Raw genomic sequence first — 12,709 nt, 5'->3', positions numbered from 1 at the left:
CCATGCCTCTGTCTGCCCCGACCGCAATTCGCGCCTATCACATGTAAATTCACTCTGCACAGCCTCTATCCAGGCATCGCTTAAACAATTGCAACCAGTATTTTCGTTCTGATAAACTAAACGTGGCGATCGAATTCTAGAATCGGTTCGCTGCAAGAAAGCTGAACGCATGCTTGCGGAGTCGCCGAGGTCGTCCGGGGGATTAACATATCAAACCTGACAACCGGGGAATGCCCGTCGTTAGGCGTTTCTACAAACAGTCATTGAGTCATGCTTGAAATTCTCGCTACTATGTAACGGATGTTGTTTCCCGTTCTTCTCTTAGTTGTGGCGGTTCCGTTGCACGCCGAGACCGAAGTTCATTCGGTGATTACGGGACGCACTTGGCAGGGGATACCGGGACTTGAGCGTACGGCAAAGGGCCGTGTGTTCGTGTCCTGGTTTACAGAGGGCCCCAAAGAACCATCGCCTGAGAACACGGTGCTGCTGTGCTACAGTGACGATCAGGCAAAATCCTTCAACGCGCCAGAAGTCATGGCCGAACCGAAACGCGGTACGCGGTGCTTCGATCCTACGCTCTGGATCGATCCGAAAGGTCGCCTGTGGTACATCTTTAATCGTGGCAACCCGGAGACCGCCCAGCACGATGTGTGGGCACGAGTGTGCGATGATCCCGATGCCAAGGTGCCGCTCTTTGGCGCAGAGTTCCGAATTGACCTCCAGTGCCCGTATGCCTTCCGCATGAACAAGCCGACCGTGCTTTCCAGCGGAGCATGGCTCATGTCCGTCACGCATGCCAGCGAGCCGATCGGAAGCTGGTTCGCTCGGGAAAAGCAGCTCCAGGGAGTCGGCATCTCCAGCGATGCAGGCGAGACTTGGGATCTGCATGGCGCGCTCGAAGCCCAACGGCACAATCGCCGAGCCAAACCACAGGGATAGGGCTGTTAGAGAGTCGGCCTGGGAGGGTGTTGAGTTACCCGCAGGCAACAGTGGTAGCGCCGGAGGTAACCACGCTGCACATTAGGAGGCCTACCCTGCCCCACGCAACGAAAAGCTCCCCGGAAATCGCTTGCTGAGGGCAGGCGTTTCTCCAGGATTCGTGTATTAGTACCCTCCTCGCAAGGGTTCAAGCAATTGGCGAATTGCCGCGCGAATTAAGTTCCTGGGGGGAGCCGGCGCAGAGTTGACTAAGGACCGTCGGAACAATTATTGGCGGATCGTCGCCGAACCGCTCCGCCGGTTCGTTCGGGAAAATGCCGATCGGCGGAGCGATCTGGCGACACTTATTGTTCCGAAGGTCCTAAGTTTCGTTCCGCTGAGGGGCACGTCCGGTGACCGACCTGCATTATTCCGTGGGACTATTCCCGCCAATGTTTAGAGGCGAGCTGCGGACGAGATGGCCCCAACGGTCGGATTCCATGATGTTCTCATAGGAATTGATTCTGCTAGCACCAGCATTCGAAGTGAGTCCGCGTATCAGTGTTAGCCGCTCTTCATCGCTAGCAAATTCGAGGGGACGACGGGCCCGCAAGGCGTTCAGCGAACCTAGTCGGTTGCTTTCCATGTATTGAACCAGTCCGTCGAGCATTGTACGGATCACGTCTGGGCCCTGGCGGTAGATTGCCGAAACGATCATGGCTGCGTCGGCTCCCGCCAGCAGAATTTTGATCACGTCCTCAGGCTGTGCAATTCCTCCATTGCCCGCTAACGGCATGGACGGGCAGTGCCCGTAGACACTCATCAGGGCTTGGAGGGTCGGTGAGATCGAACCGGGCGCCGTCAGTCCCCAGTTGGATTTGAGTTGACAGTCGTACAAAGATATGTCGATTTCAGGATCTCGAGCATAGAGCACCAACCCTTGCACGCCTGAGACGAGACGTCGTGCTAAGTGGGCGACGCTGGTGTATTCCCGATGAAGTTTCAAAAAAAGTGGGACCGAGATCGATTCACGCATCATTCGTACGACCTCGATGACTTGGTTTTCCAAGTCGCGAGGAGTATCGTGGAGACCGACTGGTCGATGATGAATGTTCAATTCAATGGCTTTCGCTCCAGCAGATTGCAATTCTCCTGCAAAGTCGAGCCAATCGCCCGCACTCTCTCCGTTTAAGCTGGCAATCACCGGAATAGAGCATTGCACGTGCGCTCGGTCCAACACGGACAAATACGTCTCCACGTCGGGGACTAGTGTGTCCTGCGTGAGGCGGTTGACTCGGTCAATCAATCGTTGCTCACGCTCGCTTGCATTGCCTCCGTTCCTTAATTTCCACGCGATAACGTGCTCCTCGAACAACGAAGGCAGGACGACAGCTCCCGCCCCAGCGCTTTCCATGGCGATCCTGTTTTGCACACTGGCTGTCATCGGGCAAGAACCGACGATGATTGGCGAGCGTAGCTGCAGCCCGCCGTAATTGGTCGAGAGATCGAATGACATGGGAAGCACTCCTCCAGAGGCGGGTTGTGGGAATCGTCTTGTTGATTAGAGCAATTGCGATACCGGCGGCTGAGGCATCGCCACGCTATTGGCAATGGCTGCCGTCAAGAACTTGTACCTGCTGAAGAAGCTTGTTGAAATAGAACCCACAGCGTGAGCAAAGACCGGTGGTTCCCGCTACAGGGCCATTCGGGGCACAACCTGTGCGCAAAACTAGAGACGCCCTTAATTGGGACAGCCTGTTCAGAAAGCCGGGAAAGACCTGCCCCCACAGCGGCGTCATGCTTGTCACCAGCGTCAACCTAGGTTGACGCAATCTTCGCTAGTTGACGGCAGCCAATTTGCTTCTCAGGGGCTCCGACCGTTGAGTTTGCGAGAAATTGCCCAGGAAACAAGGGAGCTTGGTGTCTGCCGATGCTCGTGGCATGGTTGTTGCATTGCGTTCATCTGCAGGCCACGGATGCGTTCACTCTTCGTCTTTTCTAAGGACCGTCTATCGTGTTGATGCGAAATCCGGAATACAAAACAGTAGGCAATCTAGAACTCGATGTGTCGAGTGACGGCCATTCGCCAGCAGCCATGTTGCTTGGCCAAATCGTGCTGCTCTTGCTATTCGTGGTTGCAATTATGCTTCGCTCACTGAGTGGATAGCTCAGCGGCGCCAATGTTTTCGTCTGCTAACACGGGGGGATTTTGACTGGCTGCCCCAACACCCTACTCTTTTCTGCTTACAACGTTTCTGGAGTGATTTTGATGCATCTTTCTGTGGCTTCAGCCCTGTAACGGCGAAGCTCTGAAACTCGCGATTCGCTCTTCCAGTTACATCGAGCTGCGCTGGCTGGATTTTCGCGCCGTAGCGTGCACGCTTCGGTACTGGTCTGAAATGAAAATCGATCACGAGTTGGTGTCGCTAAAGCGTCCCGTGTCGACGTCTCGATTTCTAAGCTGGAGCGATCTGCGTGACGGTTAAGCCGGCGCAGGAATGGGGCTGCCTCTGAAGTGGTCCGTCGCCCACGCTAAATCACATTGACGGAAATGGATTTGTTCGCAGCGTCCACGCGGGAGCGCTCGCGGAACGTAAATCACGGATATCACCCTCAAATTCACCGGAGCAGAGCCATGTCTGCAAGAATGATTACGATTACACGCACTGACCTGCACCGACTCACCGAGATACTTGACAGTGAGCTTACGCTTGCCATCGTTGGGCAGCGCGCCCATTTGAGGGAGCTTCGTGAGAACTTGCAGCGGGCAACCGTAGTCGAATCGCCGGACATGCTGCCCGATGTGGTGACGATGAATTCAACAGTCTACGTGCACGATCTTGATCGCAGCGAAACCGATGTCTACACGCTCGTTTATCCAGAGGAGGCATGCATCGCCGAAGGGAAACTCTCGATTCTTTCTCCATTGGGAGTGGAGATCCTAGGCCGCAGAGTTGGTGAAGCAGTCACGGTTCATGTATTGGATCGTGAGTCTCGGAAGCGTATCGACAAACTCTCTTTCCAACCCGAGCGGGTCGGAGCGTTTCACCTCTGATTCCCGTTTTCAAGTTTGCCTTCCTCGCTCCTTATTAAGAACTCCGCAGGCCATTGACTTCGTGAGCCGCTGGGCAGCTAGCCACAGACCCGGCACACCTGAATTGCACCCTCGCCTGAACACCACTCGTTTCAACCCCGTTTCGGATCCAGCAGGACGTTCGCTTGGAGGAGTAGAGCGGGAATCGCAACGCTAAATATTTGGGTAAGTGGTGCAAGCGGATGAATGAACTGTAGGGCTCAAAGTGACTCGAGCAGCTGGTCAGAGATCTCTTGCAACGAGTTGAGCTGACGGTCTGCTATAAGAAATCGTTGGTCATTGGCGACCGTCGATTCCGGAATCACGATTGTCTTCATCTGAGCCGATTTGGCGGCTAGTAGGCCAATGAAGGAATCTTCGAGAGCAACCGCCCTCGTTGGCTGGACGCCTAGAGCATTGCAGACGTTCAGGTAGACTGCGGGATGCGGTTTGGCATAGGGAAGCTCTGCGCCCGACATTTTTACTTCGAAAACACCGTCTAGCTTCAACGCTTCAATGGTTGCCGTGATCAGACTTAAGGGAGAAGAAGAGGCGATTGCGAGTCTCACTCCTCGTTTGCGGAAAACCTCAATTGCGTGCTCTAGGCCGGGCATCGCGGGTTTGTGTTGGTTCACCAATTCAATCACACGATCGACGATCGCTTGGCAGACTTCTTCGCGACTTACTGAATCCCACGGAGATGTGTCATAGCACAACTGAACGATCTCATCGACGCGCATGCCAGTCGTTTGGAGCGTGTCCTGACGCGTGATCGGAACGCCCAGCGTCGAGAGGATTTCTAGTTGGGCCGTCTGCCAATACGGTTGTGAATCGATCATCAATCCGTCCATGTCAAACACTGCTGCTTCAAGCATTATGGGCCGCACTTTTTCGTTCTATCATTCTGGGATTTCTTGAATGAGAAAGAGGATTGGTAAACTGAAGAGTGAGAGAATGGATTCTCGCAATAAAACTCGGTCCGTGTCAAAATGGATCCAGTAGGATCTGACCAGGTTGCTACCACGCGGTCCAATTGGACTCGCATCCTGTGGGCATTGGTCGCAATTGTCGTTCTTTGTGCGACGCAGCCAATAGCAATTCACCAATTTTAAAGCGATCGACGTCAACTGAAATCCGATGAACTACTAGCGCGATACTCACGCAAAACTGCTATTTGTCCAAAATCCAGCCTAGGGTTTCGCAGGTCCGCGTGCGACGCACAGTCTGACTTTGTCGATTTCGTTGACTTGAGAGCTTATGGACTGGACTGGAATCGGACGACAATGAAATTGACCGATTGTTTACTGGGAGATCGTCCAGCAGACGTCCGGCGGAGTCGATCAATGATTATTGAAATGCGAACGATGATGAAACACGCTGCCCCGTAAGCGACTATTTCCCCTATGACTACTCATTATTATCTCTACGAAAAAACGCAGCGAAGAACTGCCATGCTTCTGCTACTCAACATGGCCATACTGCTAGCAATGTATGTTGCGGCCCGAAAGTTGATTGAGCCAACTGAGGCGGGCGCACAATTAATCTATTGGTTGAATATCGCCGTTCCGGTGGTTGAGTTCTGCCTGTTCCTGGTGGCCATTCTCTTCTGGGTGCAAAATGGAACTTTCAGGATTTCGGTTGACGCCGACCGCTTTGAAATTGTCGATCCTCTTTTTAAGAGTACTTCGTTCTCGGTCCCGGTCCGCGAAATTGAAAAGATCAGGCAGATTCACCAAAAGCACATTCATCGCAACACGATCATCATGTCCATGATGTCGGGTGAGAAGATCCAGATCCTACAAAATTACAACTACAATCGCCGCAAGCTCTACACAGCTCTGGCACGTGCAAACCCCAGCATCTGTTTGCCGGAAGGTGCATATCGATTCAAGCAGGTGTGACCGAAGCCAGGCCTGCGGCAACGAGTCGGCGGGATGCTTGGAGAACTGCGAATTCACCTGGAAAATCGCTTGTGGCCCTGCAGTCTCGCTGAATGAGAGGCAATTCCCCGGCGCTAGTCATCAAACTTAAAGGCGTAGAGATCAGCGTCTTTCATGACAAATCGCAAGCGAACAGGCTTTCCTGAGAGCGAGGCAACATCGCTGCCTGACTTCCACGTAACCACGCGTTTGATCTCATTGCCAATCTGCTCAGTGGCTTCGTCGAGGGAGAACCCTGGAAGCGGGTTTCCGGCTGGATCCTGAATTTCAACACGAATGCCGCCTGCCGCTGAAGTTCCAAAGTTAATGGCCAATTCACGCCCAGTGAACGTCAACGGTTTGGTCAACAGTTCCCCGCCAGAATGAGGTGCCTGAGCCGATGCAAATCCATCCAAACGCATGGAGTATCTTCGTAGGTGAGACGTCGGTTGAGCGTAGTCCTGGTTCAGATAGACGGACATTTCGGTGGGACCCGTTTGCACAATATTCAGAGCGGGGTAGTTCGTTCGCGATACCCAGTTGCGTGCTCCAATACCGGGCCGCACGAAGCCACCCAAAAACGTTCGGTCGTAGAACTTACCACCTCGAGAGGTCATCAATATGGCATCCGAGGTGTCCCGGAAATATTGAGGAGAGACGTCGATCGCATTGGCCTGGGCCTCTGTGAGCACCTGACGTCCTGGCATGAACCTTGCGGCGATGGAGACATAGAGATGCGGGGCGCGGAAATAGGGATGTGTCTGATTCGTGTAGAGCTGCTCGATCGGGGGCTCGCTGGTTGGATTGCGGTACTCCATCAAAACTGGCTCGGACCATTGAAGAAAGTCATCGCTGGTGGAGCGGCAGATACGACGGATGCCGTCTTCAAAAACCCGAAAGTAGCAGATGTACTTATTCTCGTGGGTAGACCAGAAGGCCAGATTTTGGGAATCAAACATGTATTTGTAGGGAACCATCGTGGTGGCAATGACAGGTTCATCGCGGAGCTTCTTCCAATGAATTCCGTCGGCTGAGATCATGGCAATCAGACCGCTGGTCATGGTGCCTCCGATCGCCTTGTATCGCTCGTCTGCCGGGACTCCTGGGCGAGTATCGAGCATTGGACTGAAATTGTGAGTCACCGGTGCTGCTTCGGCAAGGATAATGTTGTTCTTCGAGTGGCCTCGCACAGTGAAAAGTTCGAGTTCCGGTTTGGTCCATACGATACCGTCTTCGGACTCGGCACAGCAATACACTTCGCCTGGATCCCCGTCCGCTCCCGCTTCGGGCCTACCGCGATAGTAAGCGCGATACTGATCGCCATCCTTGATCACGGTGCAGTAGCCACAGAACGGCCCCTCCCAGGGATTGTCAAACTTCAACGCTACGCCTTCATCACGCGGTCGGTTGAGAACCAGTCGAACATGATCGAGTTCTTCTATCAGGTGATGATCGACAAGCAGTTCACGACGGTTACCAATGTGAACCACCTCGTCATCCGCTCCGATAGCGGTATGGCATAGCAGTGTGAGTGGCGAGGCAAGCAGCGAAAGAATAGCCAGTAGGTATCGCATGGGAATATAGGCAGTGTTGTAAAGTGAAATGTTGAGTGTGAGTGATCAGCGGTCTGCTGTTCGATTCGCAACCGGAGTCGAAGACTCGCTGTGGTTGTCATCAATCCTAAGAGGGGATAGCCCGGTTTTCGACTAGCAGGCAGCAGTGCATGGTAGTGCCTCTTGGAGGCAATTGAGGGCTCGATAGATCGTTACAGCAGCGCGAGTAGAATTGCTAGTGGCAAGCGGATTCCTGCGACATGCAATCAGGAACAGCCGACGGTTCATTCCAAGCCATCCCCCTTTAGTTGGCGCATTAGAAACTGCTGCATATTCGCACTGCCCGTCTTGCGATCGCCTTGATAACGCAGTTCCGAATCGACGCCCAGTGCATGCAGCCGCTGCTGTAGCATGAGTCCAGAAACTGCTGAATGCGTGGGGTCTGTCTGCCGCTCTCCAAGAATGGGAGCTTTGTCCTGTGCAGGAAATTCCATGAAGATCGGAGGATCGTCCTGGCTGGCGTGTTCGATGGGGGAATAACGTTGAATTTCTGGAAGTAGCGAATCACGTGCGGCGAGGAACAACGCAAAGGAATCTGGACGGGTCGCACCCGGAAACCCGAACGCGCTGCCCCCGTACTCGTAGTTCGGAATCCATTCTTTCAGTTGTTGCGGGTCGAGCGACGTTTGTGGTGCTTTGCCTGCAGCGCACAGCAATCGCGTAGATTCGCGGGCAACTAGGTCGTCACTATTTTCCTCAGCCATCTCGTCATGGAGAGCTAACCACAGCGAGGAGCATCCACCGGCGCTAACTCCACAGGCGCCAATGCGGGCTGAGTCAATCTTCCATGCTTCAGCATTCGAACGTAGATATTGCAACGCACGCGCGGCATCCTGCAGAGGCCATTGTACAGGCGGGCTGACCTCGGCGGCATTGGCATCCTGGAGCAGTCGATAGTTGACTGAGGCTACGGAAATGCCAGCGTTCAGAAATTCACGCACATCGAGGTGTTGATGGATATCGGTCTTGTCCTGGGCTGACCATCCGCCGCCGTGGAGGTAAAACACAAGCGGAGTGGGCGTTGAAGCTGACGCCAGCCAAACATCCATCGACTGACGAAAGTGTTTTCCGTAGGGCATGTCTGTGAAAGTGGCGGGCGTAGCATCGGCTTGGGCTGTTGCAAATCGTTCTTGGACGGCAGCCGGAGGCATCCAGCCGGTGGGGCGAACCTCGTCCGGCGTATATGAGCAGGTGATGAAATACAGTTCCGTCTCGCTGGCCTTGGCAGGTGGAACGTTGACATGCACTTGCGTGAAGCCATCCGCGAACCAGGTTTCGTAGCCATCGGTGGGACTGGGGGACAGGGAGCGGCCATTGAGCTGTACTTCGATCTCAGCTGGGGCACGGTAAGGCAAACGCAGACGGAAGCCGATGCCGTTCTCAAGCTTAACGTCATCCGAATCGCTCGCGGCAAGCAGCTGCGCACTCGGGGTGTCGAGGGCTAGCTTAATCTCCGGGCCAGCTTCGAGGAATTTCCTGATGTTGTGAGCGTCAGCAGCGAACGGCTCGTGCAGATTCACTTCCAACTCGCGAAGATCAGCTGCGGCTACGGCCCGTTTGGCTGCAGCCGTGGTCGCACAAATCAGGCTCTCGCGACCATCTGTTTGCGGATATAGGAATCCAAGTGCAAATTGACTTTGTTGGGACCATAGCTCAACGCGGCTCTTGCGACGCTCAGATGCCGTGTTGCCATACGCGGTGACGAAGTGCCCGACGAAATGCTTCAGTCGATTGACCGGATAGCTCGGCTGCCGCTCGTCATTCCAGACTCGGTTGCCGATGCGCAACAGTCCTTTCATTCTTGCAACGATGCTTTGCTCCCAGGCCACCTCTTGAGTGCAGAGCATCGTGTGGTACTTGGCATAGGAATAGTGCTGTGAGTAGAACATCGGTTTTCCAGGCCATACCTTCTTTGCCAATGGATTCAGTTCAGAACCCCAGAAAGTGCGCTGTGCATCCGCCTCAAATCGATCCGACGGAAATCCGGCCGCGTTTCCGGTATCGATCATGGCTTCGGTCACTCGCCAATCCCAGGGACGCAGTGCGCTGTTCGAATAAGCGCTTCCCGTAATCTCTGTCATGATTTGGCCGTGGTAGGTTTGTCGCGTACCGAGTTGGTCAGGTCTGTATTCCTGAAGACCCGTACCATGGAAATCAGCGTGAATCTCGGGTTGATATTCGTCGACCACGGATAACACGGCCATCAGTTCCGGTGCCTCCTGGGGATTGCGGATCGTTAGCGTTTCCACGTCCCAGGCCTTGCCCTTGCGATCCCGCCCGACATAGGACTCGACGCCGTGTTCGTTACCCCAGCGGTCTGTATGAAACAACGCCACAGGGTTCACGACTGGCATGACGAGAATGATCTGCCGCCGTCGAGTCTCTGCCGCCAATGGATCATCGCTCAGCATCCACTCAATAAAGGTCAATGCTCCTGACGTTCCAGTTCGCTCCGGTCCGCAATGTAGTGTCGTGATTAGGCAGATTTGCTTATCTTCATCGGCCACATCACGATCCGTGATTCTGACCAGATACACGGGCATGTTCTGCCCGCTGAGCCCCCGTGACTCAAGAGTGACCCATTGTGGATAGGTGCTTTCCCAGAATTGGAGGGTGCCTGCATATTCCTGCCAAGTTAGGCGATGCATTGGAGGATAGGGATTTTGCGTTTCCTGAGCCGCTGCCCGCGCCACCCAGAAGACGCTGAGAAGCTGCAGTCCCGCAGTCAGCAGCCAAGCTACAGCAGGTGATTTTTGCATGGAGTCGTTCGAACTTTTACTCATCGTGGCTCTCCTGCTGACTTGGACGCACTCTGTCGCTAACGTATATCGCGTAAACCCGTGCCGGAGACGCGACCGGGTAACGTACTCTCAACGCCCGCTTTTGCCCTGCGTGTGCTGGTCTGGGCCAGACGACAGGGACATGGACGCCGCTAGTGGAAATCGCCACGGAGTATTCTGGAATCGGCTGAGCGCGATGATCCAACAATTCGACCGTCAGCGGTGAGTTGGGGGATACGCCGGAAACGTTCAAATAGATTGTGTCTTCTTCATCGAGTTCAAAGAAGTCGGTGATGAATTCCGAGTCGTTGTCTTTTTCCTGAGCTGACAGGTAGCCGAAGCCGTCGCGGCGCAGGGTCGCCAAGCCAATCTCCATGGTCTTCAGTTGTCCGGAGGTGTCCCAGTGGGAATACCAAATCATTGTCTTGTCAGCGTGATTGACGAACGCATGGCCCTGTAGCAACGCTGTGTCATCCCATGCCCCCGGCTCACCGCGTGCAATCACTTTGAAATTGGGTACCGGTTCGCGGAAATGCACGCCGTCGTTGCTGACGACTAAGCCAAGATCGACGTGAACTCCCTTGTTCCAGTGCTCTCCCTTTTCCGGGCTCGTCGCAGCATCTTGCCACATGCCGTGCAAGCCGACCATCACATTGCCGCGATTCCATAATCCCATGCCCATGTGCCCTTGCTCGCCCGCGACCGGAGGAGTGGTGAGTTGTCCAGGCCGCGAGTAGGCGTGGGCGGAGGCCTGCGACCAGGTTTGGAAATCCGGCGACCGAAAGACCAGCGTCTGGCGTTCGGTTTTGCTCCCGTCAGCGCGCCAGGTCCACGGAGAGAGTAGTTGACCGGTTGAATAGTAGAAATCGCTAAAGCGGTAGAGTGAGGACACTTCGAAACGTTCGCCGCCCGCATTGGCCGGACGATCTCCCACCACTTCCCAGCTCAAGCCATCGGCACTGGTGGCGCAAACCGTTGCCCCGACGCGCTGTTCCTGGACACCTACATTGCTCATGCCACCCTTGATATCGTCGTAGGGCATATGAGCAATGTAGGCCACTTTGTAACGCCGACTCGGATCCGGATCGTTCGGTTCGTATAGGACGGAGAGGAAGTCGTTGACTCGCGTCATTGAATGGACAGGACCTTCGATGAGGCAGATATTGTTCTTTTTGTTGCCGTTGAGTTCAACCAATCCCAATTCAGGCTTCGTCCAGTGCACGCCATCTTTACTTTCAGCGTAGCACATTGGTCGCCACCAGCCGGGAGCTTGCCCTTTTTCAATCTCCGTTTGAATCATACCGAGATACCACATGCGAAACGTATCACCGTCTTTCAAAACAGTGCCGTACAAAATCGCGTGGCCATGGTCCGGCGCGCCCTCAGGGCCACGGCGCAGCACAGGGTTGTCTGGATGTTTCTCCGCCGCAACTAGCGTAACTTTCAGGTTATGCCGCCAGGGAATGCTGTGATCATCAAACGAAAATAGAACGCGGTCTTCGGCGCGAACCGGCAACATACTCGCGGTACACGCCAGCATCACAAACGCGAGGATTATTCGGGGCTTCATGGGACATGTTTCTGAACTATGGGCTTGAAACAGGCAGGAACTTAGCGTTTCAAAAGCTAAGGAAATCGGGTTGGTGGGCTACCGGCACTATGCTCTCAATCAGGTGATCGAAATCACACCGGTAAGTGTGCTGCGAATGATTTCGCCGAACCATTCATTGCTGATCTACGCTTTCAAGGTGCTCTCGCCAGTGCGCAAGGATCAAGTTTGGTAAGCGATCACTCTTAAGTGGGACGACACGCTCACAAATTGAGGGCTGCTGGTGCGATGAAGAGCGCGGTTGTCGATCGACATGGTGTAGTGAACACTAGCACAGTCTGCGACCAGCATTGGCTTTGGGTGGGATGACGGCACGGGAGCTGGATTGCTCCCGATCGGTCAACAGCTTAACACAAATCAATGCGATTATCATTTGGCTGCGAGGAAGTTTTGGGTTTCAATCCGTGGCGCAAGATCGACGCACACTTTCGCGTTTCTTCCCTTCTGTTTCGAGCGCAACGCTCCCGCGAGCAGGAACCCCAGGATTCGTAGCTACCGTCGCCAGACGGTGGGCTAGAATTCGTGGCTACCGTCGCCAGACGGTGGTCCGCACGCATTCCACCATCTGGCTTCCCTGCAAACGCCCCCACGCTCTGGCGAGCGTAGCTACCACCGCAATCACACCCTAGAATTCGTAGCTACCGTCGCCAGACGGTGGGCGGCACGCATTCCACCATCCGGCTTCCCTGCAAACGCCTCCACGCTCTGGCGAGCGTAGCTACCACCGCAATCACACCCTTGAATTCGTAGCTACCGTCGCCAGACGGTGGTCCGCACAGTTTCCACCATCCGGCTTC

General features: G+C 54.5%; 9 protein-coding genes. 4 read left to right on the top strand and 5 right to left on the bottom strand.

What is annotated here, in order from left to right; translation table 11 throughout:
* Positions 1-300 precede the first annotated feature (300 nt).
* The gene (locus Q31a_RS21695) at positions 301-939 is read left to right on the top strand and encodes a sialidase family protein (RefSeq protein WP_145082505.1); all 639 of its coding nucleotides are present in this window, start codon (positions 301-303) and stop codon (positions 937-939) included.
* Positions 940-1,345: 406 nt separating this feature from the next.
* Here Q31a_RS21695 and Q31a_RS21690 read toward each other — a convergent pair whose 3' ends face one another.
* Positions 1,346-2,434 carry a beta/alpha barrel domain-containing protein gene (locus Q31a_RS21690; protein WP_145082503.1) on the bottom strand — a complete coding sequence of 363 codons (1,089 nt, stop codon included), beginning with the start codon at positions 2,432-2,434 and terminating at the stop codon, positions 1,346-1,348.
* 498 nt (positions 2,435-2,932) lie between these two features.
* Here Q31a_RS21690 and Q31a_RS30420 point away from each other — a divergent pair, with 498 nt between their 5' ends.
* Positions 2,933-3,085, top strand: a complete 153-nt coding sequence (locus Q31a_RS30420; RefSeq protein WP_197355491.1) for a hypothetical protein — start codon at positions 2,933-2,935, stop codon at positions 3,083-3,085.
* Between the two features lie 468 nt (positions 3,086-3,553).
* Entirely contained in the window at positions 3,554-3,973 is a 420-nt protein-coding gene (locus tag Q31a_RS21685; RefSeq protein WP_145082501.1) for a GreA/GreB family elongation factor, read from the top strand.
* Between the two features lie 239 nt (positions 3,974-4,212).
* Here the strand turns inward: Q31a_RS21685 and hxpB are convergent, their stop codons facing one another.
* Entirely contained in the window at positions 4,213-4,866 is a 654-nt protein-coding gene (gene hxpB / locus Q31a_RS21680; protein ID WP_145082499.1) for a hexitol phosphatase HxpB, read from the bottom strand.
* Between the two features lie 528 nt (positions 4,867-5,394).
* On the opposite strand from hxpB, the gene Q31a_RS21675 reads away from it, so the two are divergent.
* The gene (locus Q31a_RS21675; RefSeq protein ID WP_145082497.1) at positions 5,395-5,892 is read left to right on the top strand and encodes a hypothetical protein; all 498 of its coding nucleotides are present in this window, start codon (positions 5,395-5,397) and stop codon (positions 5,890-5,892) included.
* A 113-nt stretch (positions 5,893-6,005) separates the two neighbouring features.
* On the opposite strand, the gene Q31a_RS21670 is transcribed toward Q31a_RS21675, so the two are convergent.
* The 3 genes from Q31a_RS21670 to Q31a_RS21660 form a co-directional block, all read right to left on the bottom strand.
* Positions 6,006-7,484 carry a glycoside hydrolase family protein gene (locus tag Q31a_RS21670; RefSeq protein ID WP_145082495.1) on the bottom strand — a complete coding sequence of 493 codons (1,479 nt, stop codon included), beginning with the start codon at positions 7,482-7,484 and terminating at the stop codon, positions 6,006-6,008.
* 263 nt (positions 7,485-7,747) lie between these two features.
* Positions 7,748-10,306: an alpha/beta hydrolase fold domain-containing protein gene (locus Q31a_RS21665; protein ID WP_145082493.1), complete on the bottom strand. Its 2,559-nt coding sequence runs from the start codon at positions 10,304-10,306 to the stop codon at positions 7,748-7,750.
* The gene (locus Q31a_RS21660; RefSeq protein ID WP_145082491.1) at positions 10,299-11,873 is read right to left on the bottom strand and encodes a glycoside hydrolase family protein; all 1,575 of its coding nucleotides are present in this window, start codon (positions 11,871-11,873) and stop codon (positions 10,299-10,301) included. Before Q31a_RS21660 ends, Q31a_RS21665 begins: the two co-directional genes overlap by 8 nt.
* Between the last annotated feature and the right edge of the window lie 836 nt (positions 11,874-12,709).

It is taken from the genome of Aureliella helgolandensis, assembly GCF_007752135.1.
Classification (GTDB): Bacteria; Planctomycetota; Planctomycetia; order Pirellulales; family Pirellulaceae; genus Aureliella; species Aureliella helgolandensis.
The sequence above is the reverse complement of the archived record's forward strand: the minus strand, read 5'-3'. Positions and strand labels throughout refer to the sequence as shown.